General features: G+C 65.6%; 20 protein-coding genes. 9 read left to right on the top strand and 11 right to left on the bottom strand.

Features of this window, described 5'->3' with window-relative positions:
* The first annotated feature begins 139 nt into the window (after positions 1–139).
* Positions 140–1,747 (top strand): VPLPA-CTERM-specific exosortase XrtD, encoded by a 1,608-nt coding sequence (gene xrtD / locus L0V05_RS20075; protein WP_234873282.1) that lies wholly within the window; start codon positions 140–142, stop codon positions 1,745–1,747.
* A 31-nt stretch (positions 1,748–1,778) separates the two neighbouring features.
* On the opposite strand, the gene L0V05_RS20070 is transcribed toward xrtD, so the two are convergent.
* Entirely contained in the window at positions 1,779–2,498 is a 720-nt protein-coding gene (locus tag L0V05_RS20070; RefSeq protein WP_234873281.1) for an SGNH/GDSL hydrolase family protein, read from the bottom strand.
* A gap of 4 nt (positions 2,499–2,502) precedes the next feature.
* Positions 2,503–2,970, bottom strand: coding sequence for an acyltransferase (locus L0V05_RS20705; RefSeq protein ID WP_319937969.1), 468 nt, complete (start codon positions 2,968–2,970; stop codon positions 2,503–2,505).
* Positions 2,971–3,110: 140 nt separating this feature from the next.
* On the opposite strand from L0V05_RS20705, the gene L0V05_RS20060 reads away from it, so the two are divergent.
* On the top strand, positions 3,111–3,779 hold the full coding sequence (locus tag L0V05_RS20060; protein ID WP_234873280.1) for a rhomboid family intramembrane serine protease: 669 nt from the start codon (positions 3,111–3,113) through the stop codon (positions 3,777–3,779).
* 8 nt (positions 3,780–3,787) lie between these two features.
* On the opposite strand, the gene L0V05_RS20055 is transcribed toward L0V05_RS20060, so the two are convergent.
* From L0V05_RS20055 to L0V05_RS20035, 5 genes are all read right to left on the bottom strand, one after another.
* Positions 3,788–5,242 carry a right-handed parallel beta-helix repeat-containing protein gene (locus L0V05_RS20055; RefSeq protein WP_234873279.1) on the bottom strand — a complete coding sequence of 485 codons (1,455 nt, stop codon included), beginning with the start codon at positions 5,240–5,242 and terminating at the stop codon, positions 3,788–3,790.
* A 286-nt stretch (positions 5,243–5,528) separates the two neighbouring features.
* Positions 5,529–6,608: an ATP-grasp domain-containing protein gene (locus tag L0V05_RS20050; RefSeq protein ID WP_234873278.1), complete on the bottom strand. Its 1,080-nt coding sequence runs from the start codon at positions 6,606–6,608 to the stop codon at positions 5,529–5,531.
* Positions 6,609–6,646: 38 nt separating this feature from the next.
* The gene (locus L0V05_RS20045) at positions 6,647–7,870 is read right to left on the bottom strand and encodes a glycosyltransferase family 4 protein (protein WP_234873277.1); all 1,224 of its coding nucleotides are present in this window, start codon (positions 7,868–7,870) and stop codon (positions 6,647–6,649) included.
* 174 nt (positions 7,871–8,044) lie between these two features.
* Complete coding sequence (locus L0V05_RS20040; protein WP_234873276.1) at positions 8,045–9,058, bottom strand: ParB N-terminal domain-containing protein; 1,014 nt, start codon at positions 9,056–9,058, stop codon at positions 8,045–8,047.
* Positions 9,059–9,116: 58 nt separating this feature from the next.
* Complete coding sequence (locus tag L0V05_RS20035; protein ID WP_234873275.1) at positions 9,117–10,505, bottom strand: AAA family ATPase; 1,389 nt, start codon at positions 10,503–10,505, stop codon at positions 9,117–9,119.
* Positions 10,506–11,020: 515 nt separating this feature from the next.
* Here L0V05_RS20035 and L0V05_RS20030 point away from each other — a divergent pair.
* Positions 11,021–12,043, top strand: a complete 1,023-nt coding sequence (locus L0V05_RS20030; protein WP_234873274.1) for a replication initiator protein A — start codon at positions 11,021–11,023, stop codon at positions 12,041–12,043.
* Between the two features lie 22 nt (positions 12,044–12,065).
* Here L0V05_RS20030 and L0V05_RS20025 read toward each other — a convergent pair whose 3' ends face one another.
* The 4 genes from L0V05_RS20025 to L0V05_RS20010 form a co-directional block, all read right to left on the bottom strand.
* Positions 12,066–13,001 (bottom strand): glycosyltransferase family 2 protein, encoded by a 936-nt coding sequence (locus tag L0V05_RS20025; protein ID WP_234873273.1) that lies wholly within the window; start codon positions 12,999–13,001, stop codon positions 12,066–12,068.
* Positions 13,002–13,018: 17 nt separating this feature from the next.
* Positions 13,019–13,969 carry a glycosyltransferase family 2 protein gene (locus tag L0V05_RS20020; protein WP_234873272.1) on the bottom strand — a complete coding sequence of 317 codons (951 nt, stop codon included), beginning with the start codon at positions 13,967–13,969 and terminating at the stop codon, positions 13,019–13,021.
* Positions 13,970–14,116: 147 nt separating this feature from the next.
* A complete protein-coding gene (locus tag L0V05_RS20015) occupies positions 14,117–14,257 on the bottom strand; it encodes a hypothetical protein (RefSeq protein WP_234873271.1) in 141 nt (46 codons plus the stop codon).
* 117 nt (positions 14,258–14,374) lie between these two features.
* On the bottom strand, positions 14,375–15,241 hold the full coding sequence (locus L0V05_RS20010) for a sulfotransferase family protein (protein ID WP_234873270.1): 867 nt from the start codon (positions 15,239–15,241) through the stop codon (positions 14,375–14,377).
* A 156-nt stretch (positions 15,242–15,397) separates the two neighbouring features.
* On the opposite strand from L0V05_RS20010, the gene L0V05_RS20005 reads away from it, so the two are divergent.
* The 6 genes from L0V05_RS20005 (at position 15,398) to L0V05_RS19980 (ending at position 22,937) form a co-directional block, all read left to right on the top strand.
* Entirely contained in the window at positions 15,398–16,297 is a 900-nt protein-coding gene (locus L0V05_RS20005) for a hypothetical protein (protein ID WP_234873269.1), read from the top strand.
* Positions 16,298–16,456: 159 nt separating this feature from the next.
* Entirely contained in the window at positions 16,457–17,923 is a 1,467-nt protein-coding gene (locus L0V05_RS20000) for an O-antigen ligase family protein (protein ID WP_234873268.1), read from the top strand.
* A 145-nt stretch (positions 17,924–18,068) separates the two neighbouring features.
* Positions 18,069–19,868: an ABC transporter ATP-binding protein gene (locus L0V05_RS19995; RefSeq protein ID WP_234873267.1), complete on the top strand. Its 1,800-nt coding sequence runs from the start codon at positions 18,069–18,071 to the stop codon at positions 19,866–19,868.
* 14 nt (positions 19,869–19,882) lie between these two features.
* Positions 19,883–20,806 carry a glycosyltransferase family 2 protein gene (locus L0V05_RS19990; RefSeq protein WP_234873266.1) on the top strand — a complete coding sequence of 308 codons (924 nt, stop codon included), beginning with the start codon at positions 19,883–19,885 and terminating at the stop codon, positions 20,804–20,806.
* Positions 20,803–21,978 carry a glycosyltransferase family 4 protein gene (locus tag L0V05_RS19985; RefSeq protein WP_234873265.1) on the top strand — a complete coding sequence of 392 codons (1,176 nt, stop codon included), beginning with the start codon at positions 20,803–20,805 and terminating at the stop codon, positions 21,976–21,978. Before L0V05_RS19990 ends, L0V05_RS19985 begins: the two co-directional genes overlap by 4 nt.
* A complete protein-coding gene (locus tag L0V05_RS19980; RefSeq protein WP_234873264.1) occupies positions 21,975–22,937 on the top strand; it encodes a glycosyltransferase family 2 protein in 963 nt (320 codons plus the stop codon). The genes L0V05_RS19985 and L0V05_RS19980 overlap by 4 nt, the downstream gene beginning before the upstream one ends.
* Positions 22,938–22,940: the final 3 nt, after the last annotated feature.

The raw sequence follows: 22,940 nt of genomic DNA, 5'->3' as shown, positions 1-22,940 counted from the left end.
GGCGCCCCATGCCTCGAAATTTCACGCAGAGATGATTAATTTAGGCCGCAATTCCGTGTAGTTTCCTCCCGAGCCATCCGGGGGGAGGCGGCGACCATATTTTCACGCGCCTTTGTCTTGCGCATTCACAGGGTAACGCATGTCCGTCTCCGCCCCCTCGTCGAAGACCCTCGGCCTTGCCTCGCGCGTTGCGCTGAACCCGGCCGGCCTGTTCTGGCTGGCGCTGTTGATCGTCTCGGCCCTGCCTGTCTACTGGATCGGCTTCATCTCGCTCGGCAAGGCCTGGGCGACGCCGGAATACAGCCATGGGCCGCTGATCCCGCTGATCTCGCTCTACCTGTTCCTGCGCGAACTGCGGATGACGCCCCCTGCCCCGCCCGGCACGCCGGCGGATCGCCGGCCGGGGATCCTGCTCATCCTCTTCGCGCTGGTCTTCGGCATCTTCGGCAACCTTGTCCAGATCCCCGACATCGTCACCTATGCCCTGATCCTCTGGGTCGGCGGCGTGATGCTGACCGGATTCGGCTGGGCGCAGGGCAAGCGGCATTTCCTGCCGGTCGTGCATCTCGTCTTCATGCTGCCCCTGCCCCAGTTCGTCTACTGGAAGCTCTCGATCTTCCTGCAAGGCATCTCGTCGGAGCTCGGCGTCTGGTTCGTGCAGCTGGCAGGCGTTCCGGTCTTCCTCGAAGGAAATGTCATCGACCTGGGCATCTACAAGCTGCAGGTGGCCGAGGCCTGTTCGGGGCTGCGCTACCTCTTCCCGATCCTGAGTTTCTCCTACCTGTTCTCGATCCTCTATCGCGGTCCGATGTGGCACAAGGCGGTGCTGCTTCTGTCGGCCGCGCCCCTGACCGTGCTGATGAACTCGGTCCGGATCGGCGTGATCGGGATTCTGGTCAACAGCTATGGCATCGAACAGGCCGAGGGCTTCCTGCACTTCTTCGAAGGCTGGGTGATCTTCCTTCTCTGCGTCGCGATCCTGTTCGTCATGGCAATGGGCCTGCAGCGGCTGACCCCCAACCCGAAATCGCTGGCCGACACGATCGACCTCGACTTCCAGGGCTTTGGCCCCCAGGCGGCGCGCGTCCTCGGCATCACCGCCTCGAAGGGGCTGATTGCCGCCGCCGTGCTCTCGACCGCCGTCGCCGCCGCCTATGTGCTGGTGCCGCGCCCCGAGCGGGTGGAGCCGACGCGCGAGGCCTTCATGCTGTTCCCGCGCGACCTTGGCCCCTGGTCGGGTGCCTCGAGCGAGCTTGCCCCGGACGTGGCCCGGGTCCTGGCGGCGGATGACTACATCAACGCCTCCTATGCCGCGCCGGGTGAGACCGGCTATGTCAACTTCTTCGTCGCCTATTACGACAAGCTGACCGAGGGCCAGGGCATCCACTCGCCCGAGGTCTGCCTGCCCATGGGCGGATGGGAGGTCTTCTCGATCGAGCCCTACAAGGTCGACATCCCCGGCACCGCCTATGGCAGCTTCGACGTCAACCGCGCGGTGATCCAGAAGGGCCTGTCCAAGCAGATCGTCTATTACTGGTTCGAACAGCGCGGCAAGCGCATGACCAACGACTACAAGGCCAAGGCTTCGGTCGTCTGGGACAGCCTGACCATGGGCCGCGCCGACGGCGCGCTGGTGCGTTTCGTCACGCCCCTTGGCCAGGGCGAAACCGAGGCCGATGCCGATGCCCGCATGCAGCGCTTCATGGAACTGGCGCTGAAGAAACTGCCGGATTACGTGCCGAACTGAGAACCGCGCACGGCGTTTCGCGCGCGAAACCTCACGAACAACCGGGCAGGAGCCGGCCGATCTGGGCGACCATGACCGGCAGCGCGATCTCCGCCACGGCCGCGTCGGTCGGATGCAGGCCGTCGGGCAGAAGCTCTGCCCCCCGCCCCGCGGCCAGGGCGGCCGCCCAGAGCGGCGCCAGGTCGATCAGACCTAGTCCCTGCCCTGCCGCCAGATCGCGATACTGGGCATGATACGCCCCAAGCCAGGGCCGCATGAGCCCGCGCAAACCTTCCGCGCGGCTCATGGTCATCAGCATCAAGGGAAGGGCCGGCCGCCCGTCCTCAAGCGCGCCGATCAGCGCCAGATGGCTATCGCGCGCCCGGACCAGCGACACGCCGTCGCGCAGATCGGCATCGTTGATGGCAAACTCGATCAGGACAAGGTCGGGCGCCAGCGCAAGCACCGCCGCCGCCTGCTCCCGCCCCCAATTCGACCCTGCACCTGCCTTTGCGACCCGCTCGACCGTCACCGGCCGCCCCGCACAGTCTGACAGCGCCTGTGCCAGCTGGTCGGGCCAGTCGCCCCGCGCCGTCAGGCTGGTGCCAAGCGCCACGATGCGGAAGGGCCCCTCGCCGGGAACGGCAGCCTGATCGGGTATCCGATGCGCCGGCGCGGACGGCTCGCCAGCATAAAGCCCCGCAGCGCGGCCTGCGGCCCAAAGCACGCCTGCGAGGAGAACCAGAAGCAGAAGAAGCAGGACCGCCCGCAAAGGCCTACTCGGCCGCCCGGACCAGGACGGCATCCTTGCGCGGCTTGTTGGCCGGGTCGATCCGGCCATAGGTCAGAAGTTCGACCCCGCTGTAGATCACCTTGGCCGGATTGCCGGCGACGATGGTGTTGGACGGCACCGATTTCGTGACCACCGAGCCCGCGCCGACGATGCAGCTGTCGCCGATCGTGACCCCCGGCAGGATCAGCGACCGCCCGCCGATGAAGCAGTTCTTCCCGATCCGCGTATGGCGGCGGATGTTGCGGGTCATGTCATGGGTCAGGATGCGCGCCTCGAAGGCGATATAGGTATGGGCGCCGACATGGATGCCCTTGGGATGGGTCAGGTCGAACTTCGCCGACAGCGACATGTCGACGGTCGGGTCGATGTCGAGCTTCCAGACCTTGCGCAGCCAGGTCCGCTTCGCCCAGACCAGAACCTTGCGCAACCTGGTGAAATCCTTGAGACGCATTGCGACCCGGTTCCTTTTTCCTTTCCGGCGAACATGATCGCCCGCCCCTGCCCCATTTGCAACCGCATCACCAGAATTTGCCGTAGCGCCGCGGAATCACGCCGCTGTATCCTGCCGGGGCTTTAAGGCAGGAGAACGGCGTGCGGGCAGGCAAGGAGGAGCAGCATCGGGGATGGCGGGCACCCCCGGTCCTGATCTGGCTTGCGGTTCTTCTCGCCTTGCCCGAACTCGTTCTGCAGGCCGCCGATCTGGGGCTGTTCGGCTCGGCGCGCTGGCGTCCGCTCGCCTACCAGAACTTCGCCTTCTGGGTGGGGCTTCTCCATGACTGGCGCCCCAACTACGCGATCCAGCCCTATTCGATGTTCGTGACCTATTCGGTCCTGCACGGCGGATTCGGCCATCTGATCGGCAACCTGGCGGCCCTGTTCGTGCTGGGCCCGATCGTGATCGACCAGGCGGGCGCACGCGGGTTCCTGGCCGTCTGGCTCCTGTCGGTCCTCGGCGGGGCCGTGGCCTTCGGCCTGCTGTCATCGAGCGCCCAACCCATGGTCGGCGCCTCGGGGGCGCTCTTCGGGCTGGCGGGCGCCTGGCTCGCCTGGGACGGGCAGGAGGCGCGGCGCGCCCGCACCTCCCTCTGGCCAGTAGCGAACCGGGTGGCGGGGCTTGTCCTGCTCAACCTCGCGCTCTGGGTGCTGCAGGGGGGCCGTCTCGCCTGGGAGACCCATCTCGGCGGATTTGTCACGGGATGGATCTGGGCGATGTGGATCGCCCCGTCATCCCGCAAAACCTTGTCAAATCTGCCTGAATAGAGCCTTTTTTACGCGGTCCGGTTCCGGCGCAGGCCAAGGAGCAAAGCCAGCGAGCCCGCCATCAGCCAGAGCCCCGCGGGAAGCGGCACCGCCACGGCTTCGGCCTGGCTCAAGGCGGCCCCCTGCCCGCCGCTCTGCTCCAACGCAACCGCTGTGGCAAAGGCCGGGGCCGCCGTTCGCGCCAGGATCGCCTCGGTAGCATTTCCGATGGCATTTTGGGGGGCCATCATGACCGCCGTCTCCGGGACCAGCAGTTGGCTCGGCGTGGCGGCGGTCTTGATGACGGCCACCGCGGTTCCCGATGCCACGGCCGAGAGGATGGGCTTCAGGGTCGCAGAAGGATTGGCGATCACCCCGTTCCCGCTTGAGACCACCTTGTTGGCCCTGTCAGGGAGACCGAGATATTTCATCGCCGTGTTGCCGCTGACGGTCACATTGCTGGACGGCGGGCCCTTCTTCTTGTCGAAAATCCCGATCCAGGGGTAACCCACCTTGTTGCCCTTGGCATTGACCACCGTATTGCCGGTGATCTGCACGTTCCGACCGCCATAGACGGCGATGCCATGATAGGCGGTGACCGCGACATCGTTGCCGGTGATCTTGAGGTTCTCATACCAGCCGTCAAACAGGCCGATTCCCTGCAACTGGGCGCGATAGGGACTTTTCTTCGCCGACGACCATTCGACGATCGTGTTGTCGGCGATGACCAGTCCCTTCACCGGCTTGCCGTTCTGCGCCCAGGACTGAATGGCATCGGGATGGTTCTTGTTGATCCGCACCGCATCAGTGATGAGGTTGCCGCGCACGGTGCTGTTGTTGCCGAGGACCCGGATCCCGTCCATCGAGAAACCGCGCACCGCGTTGCCGGCGACCGTGGCGCCGTTGCCCAGCATGACGACGCCGAAACCCAGACCGGTAAAGGTGCTGTTCTTCAGCGTTACCCCCGCGCCGCGGGCCTGGAAGCCCTTGAGCGCATGTCCCTCCCATTGCGCCTTGGTCCAGCCGGCATAGCCCGCCGCAGTCGAGGCGCTGCGCACGTCAAGCCCATCGAAGGTGACATTGGTCGCAAAACCGGCATCGACCCGCGTCGCCCCGGCCTTGGCGGGATTGGACGGCCAGACACTAAGATTGCGGAAAACCATGTTTCCGGAGGTGCCGGTGATCGCGATGCGCTCGAGATGGGCCTTGCGCGGGTTCTCGGCCTGGATGGTGACCGCCCTGGCAAACTTGCGGTCCTTGATCGCCAGCGTGCCGTGATCGCCGTCGAGAAGCACGATCGTGTCCCCCGGCTTGGCCTTGGCCAGCGCTGCAGCGGGGCTTTTCCAGGGGCGCGCCCTGCTGCCGTCAGCGACGGCCTTGGCGGCGACGGCGCCTTTGGGGGCGACATAGAGGGTGGCCGCTCCTCCTGGCAAAGCGAGCAGGAACGACAGCCCTGCGGCGAGCAGGGTTGGGGACAGACGCATGGGAACTCCTTGGGCGCGGGACACGTGACGGGGTAAGCCGTCACCAGTGGTCCGTCGCCTATGCGACATCCCGATGGGTGCAGACCACCCTCCAGCCGCAATTTCGCAACAGATTGTGGTCCTGGTCCCGATTTGCGCGAGGGCTTGCCGATGCAGGGCGGCGATTCTCGGGGGTTGTCAGCGAAACCCCGCGCAGGGCGGCCCCGACTCCGCCCGAGTTTTCAGCATTGGCAGGTTCCCGCCCACCCTTCCCGGCCAAGATGGATTCGGGGCCGGAGACAGGGGCTCAGGCGGCCCCGAACAGGCGCTTCAACCGACGCCGGAGACGCGCGGCAAGCCCCTTCGGCCGTCTCGGGCGGTAGAGGACGCCGCGATCGGCGCGGGTAACCATGCAGTCCAGCACGGCCCGCGCCGGGTTCCGGGCAATGCCATGGGCCGGGTAGTAATGCAGGTCGAAGTTGCAGGAGGTGTTCAGTTCGATGACCTTCGCGACGCCAGAGTCGAAATCGGCAATCAGGTCAACGCCCGAGACACCCAGGCCGGGGATGGCGAGGGCCGCCTGCTCGGCGATGCGCCGGATCGAGTCCGGCAGCCTGTCCGTCACATCCACCGCCTCGCCGCCCTGATGGATATTCGCCCGCCCGGACAGGAACCAGACCTGCCCTGCGGCCAGGACGACCTCGCCCTGCGCCGAAACCTGCAACGGATGGGCTCGGTGCGAGGGAATCTTCCGCCGTGCTTCGTTCTTTCGGTCTGCAAGCTCCGTCACCGTGCTCTGCCCGTCGCCGACGACATGGGCGTGCACCCGGGTCACGGCGCAGACGAACCGCCCCTCGACAACGATCGCCCGCACGTCGAGCCCGTCGACCCGCTCTTCCAGGATGATCGGCAGCGAGGGGTCGGACAGGTTTGCGCGCGCCTGATCCCAGGCCTGCCGGAAGGCGTCGGCATCGGCGACGCCGACGGTGATCCCCTCGCCGCCATAGCTGTCGCTCGGCTTGACGACGAGGCGGTCGCCCTGCCCTTCCGACCAGTGGCGCAAGGCCGCGTCATAGCCTGTATCAGGCGGGAAATACTGCGAGCGCGGGGTCGGCACGCCCGCGGCCTTCAGCAGGTCGAGCGCGCGCGTCTTGTCCTTGCAGATCGCCACCGCCGCGTCGCTGGTCAGGTCCGGGACCATGCCCCGCATCTCGCCGATCAGCCGCCCGCCCCGATAGAAGCCGGCCTCCTTCGGATCGGGGCGCCGCATCTCGAGCCCGAGGTCCCGGCAGGCGCGGGCATAGCCGTCGAAATGGCTGCCCCGTTCGATCGCATAGGCATTCGGCGGATCGCGGGAAACCTCTGCGGCAAATTCCTCGAGCGTCACGATGCTCTCCCACTGGCAACGAACAATGTGCCGCCAGATTACCCGGAACGGGCGATCCGGCCAAATATCCGGTCATAGGCCGCCAGCAGATGCGGCACCGAGCTGTCCCAGGACAGGCTCTGCAACACGCGTTTGCGCCCCTCCTGCCCCATCCGGCGGCCCTCCTCGGGGTGGTCGATCAGCCAGGCGAGTTTCGCCGCGAAATCCTTCGGGTCATTGGCCCTGGCATAGACCGAGGCATCGCCGGCCGAGGTGCGGCCTTCCTTGAGATCAAACTGCACCGAGGGCTTCTCGAGCGTCATGTATTCCATGATCTTGTTCATGGTGGAGATGTCGTTCATCGCGTTCTTCGGATCCGGCGCGACGCCGATATCGGCGGTGTTGAGCACGCGCAGCAGATCCTCGCCGTAAAGCGGACCGGTGAAGGTGAAGAAGTCGCCCAGACCGCGGTTCGCCACATCCTTTTCCACCTCGGGCAGGTGGGGGCCGAAGCCGACGATGGCGAAATGCACGTCCCTGTAGCCCATCTGGCGGATCAGGTGGTCGGCGGCCTCGACCAGAAGGTCCATCCCCTCCTGCTGGCCGATGACGCCGACATAGCCGATCAGGGTCTTTGTCCCCTTCTTCAGCTCGGGCACCGGCGGGCGCAGCTCGAACTTCTCGATCCGCGGGGCGGAACGGACGACAAAGACATCCTCCGGCGCCATATGGCCGCGGCGGATGGCGATGTCGCGGAAGCTTTCATTGGTGGCGATCGAAACCGAAGCCGTGGCGAAGGTCATCCGCTCCCAAAGCAGCATGACGCGGTAGAGGAGGCCCTTCTTGCCGAACTTGGCCTCGAACAGCTCGGGGCTCACGTCGTGATGGTCGAAGAGGTAGCGCACGCCCGACAGGCGATAGCGCAGGCCGAGAAGGAAGATCAGGTCGGGCGGGTTGCAGCCGTGGATGACGTCGAAACCCTGCTCGCGCCGCACCTTCTTCGCCAGCCGGAACATGTGCCACAGGGCCGAACTGTATTCCCGCGCATAGGCCACCGCACCGGAATGCGCCTCGGGCGGCTCGGGATAGCGGTAGATATGGACGCCCTCGATCTCCTCATAGAGCTTGTCCCAGCCGCGCCCCGTCGGACAGATCACGCTCACATGGTAGCCATGCGCGGTCAGGGTCGTCGCTTCCAGCCAGACCCGGCGATCAAGCGGCACGGGCAGGTTTTCCACCACGATCAGGACGCGGCGCGCAGGTAGGGCAGGGGAGGCAGGCATCAGGACTCTCAGGCTTCGGCGGCAATTCGGCTGGTCAAATCGGACGGGGCGAATTGACCAGCCGACTGCGGCGAAGAAAAGGCGAAAAGCCCGACAAACCGGTGACAGGAGCGATCCGGCACGCGCTTTGCCCGAAGCTGTGGCAGGGACACGCCTGTTTCGCGCGCGAAACGCTCAGCCTTGCGACTTCAGCCAGTCCTCCAGCCGGGCCTGCAGGGCCTCGTCGAGCTTCGGACCCGAAAGCGTCAGCCTGCGGTTCCTGGGCGAGCCGGCAAGCTGCAGCCAGAGGCCGGGGGCGATCTGGCGCGGACCAGTTTCCGAAGGCGGCGCATCGGGGCGCAGGGCGCGGGTGAGAAGGCCCTGCTCTTCGGCGGGGGTCGTGGCCTCGGCCTGCGTCAGAAGGGCCTGAATCCGCGATGTTAGGGTCTCATCCGCCTCGATCGCCTGCGCAAGCGCCAGCCCCAGCCGCTCGGGGATCGCGGCAGGGAAGCGCAGCACCGGGTCCAAGGCCCGGTAGAGGGTAACGAAGCTGCCGATCTTCGACCGCTTGGCGCGGCTCGCCGACTGGAAGAGATGGCGGAGTGCCGTCTGCACGTCCGGATAGACCCCCATCTCGGCGGCACGGGCGGCGATGCGGGCGCGTTCGTAATGGCCGAGATTGGCGCGGATCTCGTTTTCCTCGACCATCGCCAGATAGGCCTCGGAGGAGCTTTCGGGGCGGCGGAGCAGGGCCTGGACGGTGGCGAAGCGCGCCTCGCCGGTTTCCGCCCGGAGGTGGCGCAGCGCCGCCAGCCGCCGCCAGCCCGAGATCAGGCCATAGCGGCCGGCGCCCAGATCGACGACCTCGATCGGCACCTGCTGGCCGCGGGCGCGGAGCGACTCGATCAGCGCCGCCATGTCCTCGTCATCCTGCACCAGCCGGTCGCGGACGAGGTGATCGGACTCGATGGCCCCGAGCGGCAGGCTCAGCACCATCCGCCCTTCGGCGCGGGCGGCCTCCAGCTCGTCGGCAATCTCGCGCGCGGCGTTCAGCGCTGCCGCCTCGGCGGCGACATGGGCGATCGGCGCGGCCGAGAGGGGCGGGCTGGGCGAGAGCCGCATCGAGAAGGGCGAGCCCATCGCTTTCGTCTCTAATCCGGCGGAAAGGTAGGTTTCCTGCGGTGGGGTCAGGCGTTTGCGCTTGGCCATGGGGACCTCCCGGTGCGGAATGGGGAAAAGGGCTGCATCAGAGACTGTTTTACGGCACTCACAGGAGCTTTCCTTCCGCCTTCAGCTCGTCGCGCCGCCAGCAGCCGAGCAGCAGCTTCTTGAAGGCGGCATAGGTCTCGTCGAAGGTTTCGCGGCCGCGCATGTAGGTCTCCCGGTTGAAGTCGCGGTAGTCGGCTTCATAGATGCCCGAGATCCTTTCGCCCGCCTGACCGATGAGCGCGGTGAAATCCTGTCGGAACGGGGTCAGCGCCCGGCCGAGATAGGCCTGCATCAGCCCCGCCAGTTCCGCCTGCTGGCCCGCGTCATAGCGAGTGATGACCGCGCGCACCGCATCCCATTCGAAGGCCAGCTCCTCGCGCCCCAAGGCCCGGGCGGCCAGGTTTTCGCCCTCCTCGATCGAGGAGAAGGTGGCGTGGAGCATGTCGAAGAAGCGGCCCGTCGAGTCGAACTCGAGGAAGGAGGCGCCGACCGGGACCAGAAGGATGTCCGAGGCCGCGAGGCCGTTGATCGTGAGATAGCCGAGCGCCGGGGGCGTATCGAGAAAGACGATGTCGTAGCTCTCCAGGAGCCCGTCATCGGCGAGGATGTCCGACAGCGCATCCCAGAGCTTCCAGCCACGCGCCGCCATCCTCCAGACCGGGATCTGGAACTCGGCCCAGTAGAGGTTCAGCTGCGCCCCGATCAGGTCAATGTTCGGCCAGTGGGTCTTCTGGATGAGGCTGTCCGCCTTGACCTTCAGCGCCTCGCTCAGCGTGTCGTCGAGGGGCAGGGGGGTCTCGTTGCGGTCAAGCCGCCGCTGGTTCTCGGCGCGCAGATGCGTGGCGTAGTGGCGGGCGATCAGCGGAAAGACCGTGCCCCATTCATCGGCGACCTTGCCGCCGAAGATCGAGGTCATCGAGCCCTGGCTGTCGAGATCGATCACCAGCACCCTGTAGCCGTCGAGCGCCGCCGACATGGCCAGATGCGCGCAGGTCGAGGTCTTGCCGACACCGCCCTTGAAGTTCGCGACCGCCACGATCTTGGCCGGCAGGTCCTTCGGCCGCCAGGGCAGGTATTCCTTGGCGCGCGAGCCTTCGGCGGCGAAATGTGCGCGCAGCCGCAGCACCTCGTCCAGGGTGAACCACTTCGCCCCGCTTTCGGTTTCGCTGCGGCCCTGCGGCAGGTCAGGGTTCTGCTTCAGCACCCGGCGGAAATGGGCGGGGGCGACCGGGATCAGGTAGCGGGTGATTTCCCAGGTCGAGAACTGGCGCAGCGTTTTTCGCCCTTCCTCGCCAAGGCCGCGGCTGGCAAGATCGGCGCGACCGCGGGCACAGGCATCGGCCAGCGCCGCAAAGTCCGATGTCGCCGTCGGCGCCCCGAGTTCGGAGAGCGCCGCTTCGGGCGAGATGTTGAAATAGGGCGGCTGCTCTTCCGCGTCCCTTGCCATGAAAATTGCCTCATGTGCGTTGTTTTTGGCAATCTACCACAAAACATGTCACATGGAAGAAAAGCCTGCACAAAACCCTTATTTTCTCAGCAATTCCTGTGGTTTCCACCGGGTTGGCCGGTGGTCATCCGGGACGTCGCGCATTTTTTTGTCTGTTATTGATGGGTTATTGAATCTGTTAAAGCCTGGTCTCTTTCGGGTAACACCTTGGAACTCTTCGGGCATTTCTGCTCTCGTGAAGTCTGGGTGACTCTGAACCCACGATAGGGCGACTCTGAACCCCCGCTCCAGTGACTCCGATCCCCCGAAAGCTATGCTGGACCGGGGCTGTGGATAACCTTACCGTGGGTGTCATCGAAACCACGAAACGAATCCCGCCGGTTTGGCCTTGGGCAAACACGAGAACGGGACGGTCGCGGGATCGGGCAGTGAACCGCAGGCGCCCGTCAGAGGTGCCGCAAAGAACAGGCAAGGCGATGACGACAGCTGTGGCAGGCGGGGGCGGTGGCCCCCTGATGCGTCTATCCGGGCTGTTGCCCGACCGTCATCCGACGGGCGATTTCTTCGTCTGCGACATTCTCGATGCGCTGCCGAAGGACGATATGGCGACGATGGAACACCCCGTCTTCTCGCTCGCCACAAGGCCTGACCTGCGGGTGCTGGCCTATGCCCATAACGGGGTCGAGATCACGGTGACGCCCTCGGTCAAGGGGCTGGCCACGATCCATGACAAGGACATCCTGATCTATTGCATCAGCCAGCTGATGGCGGCGCTGAACGCGGGCCGTCAGGTCAGCCGGACGGTGACGCTGCGCGCCCATGACCTGCTTGTGGCCACCAACCGCGAGACCAGCGGCGATGCCTACCGGCGCCTGCGCGAAAGCTTCGAGCGGTTGGCGGGCACGCGCATCACCACGAATCTTGCCACCGGCGGCGTCGAGGTCACCCGCGGCTTCGGCCTGATCGAGGCCTGGGAGATCGTGCGCAAGACCCGCGGCGGGCGGATGATCTCGGTCGCGGTGACGCTCTCGGACTGGCTCTTCCGCGCGGTGCTGTCGAGCTCGGTCCTGACGCTGAGCAGAGACTATTTCCGCCTCAGAAAGCCTCTGGAGCGGCGGATCTATGAGCTCGCCCGCAAGCATTGCGGGCGGCAGGAGAGTTGGCGCGTCTCGGTCGATACGCTGCTGAAGAAATCCGGCTCGGCCAGCCCCCGCCGGGTGTTCCGCGCCATGCTGCGCGAGATGATCGCCGAGGATCATCTGCCGGACTATGCGATCGCCGAAGAGCCGGGCGACATGATCCGCTTTACCAATCGCGCGGTGGTGGTGGAAGGGCCGGAGGCCGGCCCGCAACTGCCGCCGCTCTCGGTCGAGGCGTTGGACGAGGCCCGCCGCCTGGCGCCGGGCTGGGATGTCTACGCGCTCGAGGCCGACTGGCGCGGCTACTGGGTGGCGACGGGGCGGCCCAGGTTGCGCGCGGCCGAGAAGGCCTTCCTCGGCTATGTCTCGGCCAGGGCAGGGGGCAAGGACGCGCCCTGACGTTTCGCGCGCGAAACGCGGGTCAGTTTCCCCAGAGCCTGACCTTGGCCTCGAGCCCGATGAGGCTTGACAGGAGACTGTGGCTGCGGGTGCCGGGATGCTTGCGGTAGCCATAGGCGGCCATCACCTTGACCCCCTTCCGGCCAAGCTCGGTCTGCTTCATCTGGAAGGCAGCGCGGGTGACACCATAGAGCCGCTGCAGCATCAGCGGCATCAGCGGCTCGAAGGAGGTGCCTTTCATCTTCTCAAGGAGGCGGCTGATGACGCGGATCCGCGCCTCGGTCGACTTGGGCGAGACATTGCGCGAGACCGAGCCGGGATTGACCATGTTGTAGATCGCGGCGCCGCGGTCGTTCATCATGATGACCGGGCGCTCGAACATCATCCGCAGGAACAGGTCGGTATCCTGCGCGCGGCTCAGGCTTTCGTCCCATCCGCCCATCTTCTCGACGAAGTCGATGCGCAGAAGAACCGCGACCGGGGCGAAATGCTTGCCCGTCATCCAGCCTTCGAAGAAGTCCTCGGGCGTGACCTGGCCGGAATAGACCCTGCGTTCCAGCCGGCGGCCATCGTCGAACTGGATGTGGTTGTGCGACAGGATGATGTCGGCCCCGGTGCGGCCTGCGACCTCGGCCGCGCCGGCGAGCGCGTCGCCTTCGAGGTAATCGTCGGCATCGAGGAACAGCACATGGGTTGCGCCCTTCGCCTTGGCGATCTCCATGCCGGCATTGCGGGCATGGCAGGCGCCGCGGTTGGGACCAGAGAGCAGGATCACCCGGTCGCCGAAGGCGCGCACCGCTTCGGCCGAGCCATCGGTGGAGCCATCGTCGGACACGACCAGGATGAGATCGTCGCAGCCGGCATCAAGCGCGGACTGGATGGCGCGACCGATCCAGTCCTGCGAGTTGTAGCAGGGGATCACGACCGAAAGGCGGGTCTTGCTGGCGTCTTTGTTCATATTCATCCGGAGAGAGTTCAGCGCCCGAACAGGCGCACCTTGGCCTCGAGGCCGACGAGTTTCGAGATCGCCCTGTGCCAGAACGGCCCCGGATTGCCGGTGAAGCCGATGGCGATCAGTTCGCGCTTGCCCATGCGGCCCAGTTCGAACTGCTTCAGCCGGTAGGCTTCCCAGGTCAGCTTGTAAAGCCGGATCGCCAGAAGCCGCCTCTGCGATTCCAGTGGCGTGCCGGGCAGGCGGTGGATCAGCTGGATCAGCACCCGCATCCGGCTTTCCGTGGCCTTGGGCGAGGCGCTGCGCGACACCGAGTTGGGGTTCACCCGTGCATGGATGGCGGCGCCGTGGTCGTTCTTCATGATGAGCGGGTTCTCGAACATGGCGCGCAGCGAGATGTCCTCGTCCTGGGCCCGGGCGAGCGTCTCGTCCCAGCCGCCGATCCGGTCGACGAAGGGCAGGCTCCACAGGATGGCCGAAGGGTTGAAATACTTGCCGCGCAGCCAGTCCTCGAAGAAGACGACAGGCTCGACCCGGCCGGAATAGAGAAAGCGTTCGTCGCGGCGGCCGTCATACTGGATCAGGTGCATGTCCGACAGCACGATGTCGGCACCGGTTTCCGCGGCTGTCCGGGCCGCGCCCAGCAGCATCGGCCCTTCCAGCCAGTCATCGGCATCGAGATAGAGGATATGGCTCGCCCCTCGCGCCCTGGCGATGTCGGTGCCGCGGTTGCGGGCATGGCAGGCGCCGCGGTTGGGGCCGGTCTGCAGGATCACCCGCTCGCCGAAGCCGCGCACGACCTCGGCCGAGCCATCGGTCGAGCCGTCATCGGCGACGATCAGGACGAGGTCGGGATAGTCCTGGTCGAGGACGGAGGAGATCGTCCGCCCGATCCAGTCGGCGGAATTGTAGCAGGGGATCACGACCGCAAGGCGCGGCAGGTCCTGACGTCCAAGGGCGGGCCTGTCGATCATCGAATGTGGAAAACCCTGAATAACTTCAATGCCTGCGGATCAGAATACATCGCGAGCTGGACCTGACAATCTCCGGGGGCGGCAACAGAGCCTTCTTGTGCCTCCGTGCGGCTGCACATGCGGCAGTCTGCCCTCCTCCTGTGCGATCTAGGGATGCCTGGCCTGTCCGAGCATGACCAGCACCGTTGTCATCGACCCTCCTGCCGTCAGGATCAGGGCGGCGACGAGGGGGGGCAGGCCAAGCATAAGAGCGGTGCCGGCACCGAGATAGCCGGCCAGACTTCCCAATATGACGGCTCCGAGAAACATCGCGATATACGTAACCCAAGACAATATGGGCCGAGTAGAGCATCGCATTCGGGCGGATTTGCGGCAGCCTGTCCCGGGGGGCCGCTCTGGGGGCGCTCATGCCTTCAGGCGGCGCAGGACCGACTTGGGTATCCTGCGCAGGCGCCGGCCGATCTTGCGCAGGGCCGCGCCTGTCTGCCAGTCGGATTGCAGCCAGTGAGAGAGGTCGCGGCCGGTCAGCTCCTGCAGGAGCAGGATCTCGTCGCGGTAATAGTCCCGCAGGGCGGCCCGGGTCGCCAGGTCAAGCTCGGGGGGAACCGCCATGGTGCGGGTCTTGCGTTCGCGGTTGTTGCGGCGGAAGTTGATCGTGCGCCGGTCGAGATCGTTTTCGAGGCCCAGGAAGTCCATCACCGACCGGACGAAGCGCAGGTTGTCGGCCTCGAGATCGTCGTAGAAGAACACGCCAAGGTCGGGGAAGACCGATTTCCAGTGCTTCAGGATGCTGCCGTAATGGCCGAGCTCCAGCATCTGGTAGTCGTTGCTCAGGGTGGTAATGGTCTTCACATAGGGCACGCGGCCCTTGTCGAGATGGTGGATATAGGCCGATTCATAGCGGTCCACCGGGTTGCGGAAGATCACGATTAGCTTCGGATTGCCCAGGGTGCTGCGGATGCTGGCCGCCATGTCATACCCGTTCGAGGGCAGCTGGAAATAGCCGGGCGTGCTTTCCATGACGAAGCGGGCGTCGGGGCGGTCAGGGAAATGCGTCAGATATTCCGCAAGGTCGCGCTGCGCTTCCGGCTTGAGGAAGAAGTTCAGCTCCTTCGGAGAGGAGCAGGCGAAATGGCGCGATTTCGCCAGGGCCGCGTGAAGCCAGGTCGTGCCGGCCTTCTGGCAGCCGATCACCAGCAGGTTGGGGTGGCGCAGGCCGCCCGAGACGGCATGAAATTGCGTATCCTTGAGGGACAGTGATGAAATTTGCACGCTCAGGCCCTATGGATGTCAAAATCTCCCGCGAGAGATGGTCTGTAAATCTGCGGTGCGACGTTACCAGTAGAATGCTTTTCTCCAAAGGTGCTTCTGTGAAACTGTTTGATGCCGCATCGTCGATGCTCATCCTTCGCGGAGTCGGGGCCGGTCGTGACGAGACCTGACCGGACCTTCATGCCGCTCTCCTCTCCCGTTGTGGAGAGCCGGCCGGGTCTGCCTGCGGCGGTCGTGGCTGCGGGTCGGGCTGACAGCCGCGCGCGGCCTGGCCTGGCCATCTGCTTTTTCGGGATCACCCGCTCGTTGCGCTACACGCTGCCCTCCATCACCGCCAATGTGCTGGAGCCGCTCCGCCGGCTTGGCGATGTCCGGGTCTATGCGCATTTCTACGAGCAGGCCGAAATCGACAACCCGCGATCGGGTGAGAAGGGCGCGCTCGATCCGACGGAATACCGGCTGCTCCGGGCCGACCGGCTGATGCTGGAGCGCCCCGATACCCTTCAACCCGGCTGGTTCGAGACGATCGCAGCCCATGGCGACTTCTGGCAGGATGGCAACCGCTCGCTGCGCAATCTTCTGCACCAGCTGCATTCCCTCGACATGGTGACCGGCATGGCGCTGGAGGACGGCATGAAGATCTGCGTCTTCTGTCGGCCGGACCTGCGGTATCACGACAGTCTCGCACCGGCGGTGAGGCGGGCGATCGCCGCCCCCGATGCGCTGGTCCAGCTGCCCAGCTGGCAATCCTGGTTCGCCATGAACGACCGTTTCGCGGTGGCCAAGGGCGCCCGGGCGATCGCCGCCTATGGCCAGCGGGGCCGGCTGGCGGTCGAGCTTTGCCAGACCCGCAACGAAGCGCTCCATGCCGAGAGCCTGGTGAAATATGCGATGATCCGGGCGGGCATAAGGGTCCGCCAGATCCCGGCCCGCGCCAGCCGGGTGCGCTTCGACGGCACCGAGGTCGAGGAGGATTTCCGCCACCCCCGCGCCATCCGCTTCCAGGAGCGCTTCGGAATCGACGTGGATCCGGTCCTGAGATGGCTGAGGCGATGAGTTTGCAGGCAGAACGCGGTCGTGACCGGGCCCTGGTCCTTCCGGGGCTGCATCGGGACGGCCGGTCATGCTAAGACAGGCCGGACGAGGACAGAATTTTTCCATGTGTGACCGTCCGGAGATCAGAGAGACGGCATTCCGAAGGCAGACGGGCATCTGATGACGACGACGCGAGTGATCTCCTCGCCCCGACGCGCCGGGGCAGAGCCAGCCGCTGCGCCGGGCCTCGCCGGACGCATCGAGGCCGCGACCGCGCCGGCGCTGGTCACGCTGTTCCTGGCGACCGTCATTATTCCTGTCTTCCTGTACGTTGGAGGGCTGACACTTACTCTGTCGCGCTTATTGCTTCTGGTGCTTGCAGTCCCGCTTTTCGTGCGGTTGGTCTCCGGAAAAGCAGGACGGCTGCTTATGGCAGACTACTTCTTCATGCTTTATGCATTCTGGATTTTGGTCAGCCTGACCTACAATCATGGCACTTCCCGTATCGCGCTCTCGGGCATCACCATCATTGAGCATTTTGGCGCCTATCTTCTCGGGCGCACCTTGATCCGCAACGTTACGGATTTTCGACATTACCTAAGGGTATTGTTCATCACGATGCTGATCCTGTTTCCCGCTGCCGTGATTGAACTGAACACCAACATTAACCTTTGGACTGATCTATGGGGTACGGTTTTTGACGTCGCTCGAAAGGGCGGATCCGCCTATGGGCGCATGGGACTCGAGCGCGTGCAGTCGGGATTCGAACACCCGATCCATTTCGGCATGTATTGCGCGCTTGGCGTCGCGAACTTCTTCTACCTCTACCGCAACCAGCTGGCCAAAGCCCTGCCGATGATGGGCTTTTCCACCTTCATGAGCTTCATGTCGCTGTCCTCGGGTCCGCTCCTGGCGATTGCGCTACAGGTGATCCTGATCCTCTGGGACCAGATTACCCGTGGGAAGTGGAAGCTTTTCGTCATCCTCTGCGTCATCGGCTACGTAACGATCGACGCTCTATCCAACCGGACGCCCGTCACCATCCTGATCTCGACCCTGACCTTCAACTCGGGTTCGGCCTGGACCAGGATTGGTATCTGGGAATTCGGGATGATAAATGTATGGCGCAGCCCTATCTTCGGCATAGGTTTGAATGACTGGATACGACCATTCTGGTTAACCAGTTCAGTAGACAACTTCTGGCTGCTCACCATGATGCGTCATGGTATCGTGGCGCTGGTCTTCCTGGGATGCGGGATCGTGCTGGGCCTGCGGGATATCGTCCGCACCAAGGGGCTCGACGAGGAGCAGACCCTCATCCGCACCGGCTATGTGATCTCGGTGGCAGCACTACTCTTCTCGCTCAGCACCGTGCATATCTGGGGCGCCGCCGGCTCGTATGTGATGTTCTATTTTGGCGCGGGGCTTTGGCTGTGCAGCGCAGGGAAAGAGGGCGCGCCGGAAAGCAATCCCGAAGCCGAAACTGGACAAGATATGCCACGCCGTGCGCACATGTCGGGACGGGCCATTCCTGCCGCACCTGATCCGGGCTTTCCACGCCCGGCACCGACGCCTCGAGAGGCCGGGAGGGAGCTCCCTCAGAGCCGTTTTGCCCATGTGCATCGCCGCGAGGACCGGAAAGGGTGACATTCCTGCGCCACATCCCACTCTCGGCATCGTCATCATGGGCTTGCCTTGACTATGCCAAGATACGTTTCGAGAAGGGATCCCGTCCCTGCATCGGCGGCCATGCCGCCCGTTCACGTCCAGAAGTTCCGCGCCAAGAAGCCAGATGCTAGCCACTTACCGAAAACTGTTCGACCTCTTGAACGCCCATGAGCGGCGCCGCTTCTACCTGCTTCTGGGGCTCATCATCCTCATGGCGCTGGTGGACACGATCGGCGTGGCCTCGATCATGCCGTTCCTGGCGGTGGTCGCCAATCCCGAGATGATCGAGAAGAACGCCCGGATCGCGGCGCTCTATCACTGGCTGGGCATGACGGATGTGAAGCAGTTCCTGATCGTGCTTGGCTGCCTTGTCTTCGGGATGCTGCTTTTCAGCTTGGTAGTGAAGGCTACGACACTGATCGCCACCTCGCGCTTTGCACAGATGCGCAACTATTCGATCAGCGGCCGGCTGCTGGCCGGCTATCTGCGCCAGCCCTATGCCTGGTTCCTGTCGAGGCACAGCGCGCAGCTGTCCCGCTCGATCCTGAGCGAGGTCAACACGGTTGTCTCCGGGTCGCTGATCCCGGCCATGCGCATCATCGCGCAGGCGATCACCCTGGTCTTCCTCGCGACTCTTCTCTTCTTGGTCAATCCGCTGGTGGCCGGTAGCGCGATCCTGATCTGCCTCGGTTCCTATGCCCTGATCTTCTTCGGCTTCCGCCGCCGGCTGCTGCGGCTCGGCCAGGTGCGGCTCGCGGCCAACAAGGCAAAATACAAGATCGCGCACGAGATCTTCGGGGCGACCAAGGACATCAAGCTTCTCGGTCTTGAGGAGCGCTCGCTGGTGCGCTTCCAGAAGCCGTCCTACGAGATCGCCCGCATCGGCAGCGTCACCAACGTGATCGGCGAGATGCCGCGTTACCTGCTCGAGACGATCGCCTTCGGCAGCATCCTGCTGCTGATCCTGATCCTTCTGGTCACCGGGGACGGTTCGCTCTCCAGCATCCTGCCGACGCTTGGCGTCTTTGCCTTCGCGGCGCTCAGGATGTTCCCGGCGGCGCAGCTTCTCTACTACTCGCTGACCGGGATGCGTTCGGGGGCCCCCACGCTTGACTCGGTGCATCGTGAATACATGCAGGTCATGGCGCTTGGCGCGCCGACGGCCGCCGAGACGAAGGGCCCGCGGATCCACCTCCACGACCGGCTGGAACTGCGCGATGTCCGGTTCAGCTATCCGGCGACGGACCGGGTGACGCTGGACGGGCTGTCGCTGGCCATCGAGGCCAACACGACCGTCGGCATCGTCGGTGGCACCGGGGCGGGCAAGACCACGGCGGTCGACATCATGCTGGGCCTGCTGACGCCGCAATCGGGCGAGGTCGTGGTCGATGGCACGGTGCTGACGGCGCAGAACATGCGGCGCTGGCAGGATGTGCTCGGCTATGTCCCGCAGCAGATCTTCCTTGTCGATGACAGCGTCGCGGCCAACATCGCCTTCGGCGAGCCGGACGCGAAATGGGACCGGGCCGCGATCGAGCAGGCGGCGCGGATCGCCAACCTGCACGACTTCATCATGAATGACCTGCCGCAGGGCTATGACACCCATGTCGGCGAGCGCGGCGTGCGCCTGTCGGGTGGGCAGCGCCAGCGCATCGGCATTGCCCGGGCGCTTTACCGCAATCCGGATGTGCTGATCCTCGACGAGGCGACCTCGGCGCTCGACAACCTGACGGAGCAGGCGGTGATGGAGGCGGTGCACAACCTGCGCCACGCCAAGACCGTCATCATGATCGCGCACCGCCTGACCACGGTGAAGAATTGCGACGTGATCTTCCTGCTCGAACACGGCCGCCTCGTGGCGCAGGGCACCTATGAGGAGCTCCGCGCCGGCAACGAGACCTTCCGCCGGATGACCGGAACCTGAGACGGAGGCCGGCCATGGACAGGGACAGCCAGAACCGGGTCGCGGTCGTCATCCCCTGCTACAATGCCGAGGCGACGCTGCCGCGCACGATTGACAGCGTGCTGGCCCAGCCCGGCCTCACGGCCGAGGTCATCGTCGTCGATGACGGCTCGTCCGATGGCAGCGTCGCTGCCGCGCAAGCCTTCGGCGATCGTATCACTGTCCTGACCGGCCAGAACGGCGGGGCCTGCCTTGCCCGCAACCGCGGCATGCGCGTAAGCTCGGCCGAGTTCGTGCTGTTCCTCGATGCTGATGACGAGATCGCGGGCGACCATCTGGCCGCAGGCGCAGGTATCGCCGAGGCGACAGGGGCGGACATCGTCTTTACCGCGATGATCCAGCGCAACGCGACCCGCATCCTCGAGGTGCGGGATTCATTGGCCGAACATCTGGATTGTGAATATTTATTCGCCAATTGGTTGCTCGGGATCCAGGTCAACCCCTCGGCCATCCTGTGGCGGCGCAGTTTTGTCGAGCGGATCGGGGGCTGGGACGAACGGGTGAAGCTGCAGCAGGACGGCGATCTGGTCATGCGCGCCTTCCTGAACCGGGCGCGGCTGGCCCATAACCCGCGCGGCTATGGCATCTATTACGTGCAGAACAATGACAGCCTCTCCTGGTCGAAGTCGGAGGCGAAGGAGCGCAACTATGTCGAGACGCTGGCCCGCCTTGTGGCGATGACCGAGGGCACGCCCTTTGCCGCGCATCGCCAAAGCCTGGAGCATGCGCTGTATCGCACCGCGCGGATGGCCTTTGCCCGCGGCTGGCAGGAGACCGGGCAGGCGGCGCTCGACGTGCTGGCGCGGATGGGTCCGATCCGGCATCGCGGCACGCTCAGGCACCGGGCTCTGGCCTCGGTCCTGGGTCTTGAACGCAAGGTGCGGCTGTGGGGGGCATGAAGGCTCCCCGTATCGTTGGCCCCCGTGTCGCGGTGATCGCGCCGGTCCTCGGGATACCGTCGGAGGTCTGGATCGCCCGGCAGGTGCAAGCTTTCCGCCAGATCACGCCGGTGCTGATGGGCTGGCGCACGGAAGCCGGGTGGCAGGCCCCGCCGGGGGTTGAGACGCGGATGATCCCCGGCCAGCCGGGGTCGGAAAAAAGCCTTTCCCAACGGATCATGCGGAAACTCGGCCTGGCCCGCGCCGAACGCCCGTCTGCGGCGCAGATCACCATGACGAGGGGCGCGATCGAGGCGGCGGGGGTGCAGGCGGTGCTCTGCCATTTCGCCTGGACGGCGATTGCCGTGGCCCCGGCCCTGCCGCCGGGGATGCCGCTGATCCTGCATGTCCATGGGCGGGATGTCTCGGCGCTGATGGCCTCGCCCGCCTATCGAAAGGCCCTGGCGCAGGTGCTGGCCCGGTCGCAGGCGCTGATCGCGGTCGGACAGCACCAGGTCGACCGGCTGCGCCCGCTCGGGCTTCCGGCGCGGACCCGCGTCATTCCCTGCGGCGCGCCGCTGGAGCTTTTCGCCGCCGGACCGATGCCGGTGCAGGCGACGGGAGGGCCCTTGCGCTTCATCTCGGTCGGGCGGATGTCGGCCGAGAAGGGGATGCGCGAAAGCCTTGCCGCCTTCGAGACGATCGCCGGGGAATTCCCGCAGGCGGAACTGGTGCTGATCGGCTTCGGGCCGGAGTATGACTCTATTGCCGCTGCGGCCGCCGCCAGCCCCCATGCGGATCGCATCCGCCTGACCGGACGGCTGGATCCGGAAGCGATCGCCAGGGAACTTTCCGCCGCGCAGGTCTATCTCCAGCACTCGCGCGAGGTGGGGGGCTGGGTCGAGGGGTTCGGCGTCACGCTGACCGAAGCCGGGGCGGCGGGCCTGCCGCTGCTCGCCAGCGCCTCGGGCGGGCTCGTCGACCAGATCGAGGAGGGGGTGAACGGGTTCCTCTTTCCGCAAGGCGATGTCGCGACGCAGGCGGCGCTGATGCGGCGGCTCGCGACCGATCCGGCCGAGCGGGCGCGTCTGGGCGAGGGGGCCCGGCGGCTGGCCGCGCGCTTCGACACGGCCCGGATGGCGGCGGAGCTGGAGGCGGAGATCCTCGCGGTGATCGGAAAGGCTGTGGCATGACGGAGCGCCCGCAGGTTTCAGTCGTGATCGCCGCCTGGAATGCTGCGCCTTTCCTGGCGCGTGCCGTGGAGTCGGCGCTGGCGGGGCAGGGGGTTGGTGCGGTCGAGGTCCTGATCGTCGACGATTGCTCGACCGATAACACGGTGGCGGTGGCCGAGGGGCTGGCGCGAGTGCATCCGCAGGTCCGTGTGCTGCGCAACGCGCGCAATTCAGGGCCGGCGCGGTCGCGCAATGCCGGGATCGCCGCGGCGCAAGGCGCGTGGATCGCGGTGCTCGATGCCGACGATGCCTTCGCCCCCGGCCGGCTTGCCCGGATGATCGCGGTGGCGGAGGCCGAGGGGTTCGAGGCCGTGGCCGACCTGCCGGTGCTTTACGATCTGGCGGCGGATCAGGCGGCGCCCGAGCAGCTTCCGGCCTCGGGCAGCCTGTCGCGCCTGACTTTGAGCGACCTTTTGCGTCCCGATCCCGAGACGGGTCTCGACCTCGGGCTGATGAAACCGGTCTATCACCGCTCGCTCGCCGAGCGCGGGCTGCTGCGCTATCCCGAAGGCATCCGTCATGGTGAGGATCACCGGCTTTACGTCGAGCTTCTGCGCCGGGGCGTGGGTTTCGGCCTGCTGCGCGAGGCGCATTACATCTTCTCGACCCGCATCGGCGCGATCAGCGGCGCCTATTCGCCGGGCAGCGTTACCAATGTCGATTACCGGGCGATTGCCCGGCAAAACGCGGGACTGGCCGAAGAGTTGCGGGCGACCGGGGAACTGACACCCGAGATCGAAGGCCTGCTGGCCGCGCGCCAGTCGCAGGCGCTGCGGCAGAACCGCATCTATGGCTGGACCACACTGCGCAAGCGCGACTGGCCGCGGCTCAAACGGTGGCTCGGGCAGGAGGGCAATGCCCGCGACCTGGGCTGGGTGATCCTGAAGAAACTCGCCGGGCAGCGTGGGCTGCCCGACTGACGG

This window comes from Alitabrizicola rongguiensis (genome assembly GCF_021491355.1).
Taxonomy (GTDB): domain Bacteria; phylum Pseudomonadota; class Alphaproteobacteria; order Rhodobacterales; family Rhodobacteraceae; genus Aliitabrizicola; species Aliitabrizicola rongguiensis.
This window is presented reverse-complemented; position numbering and strand designations above follow the sequence as displayed.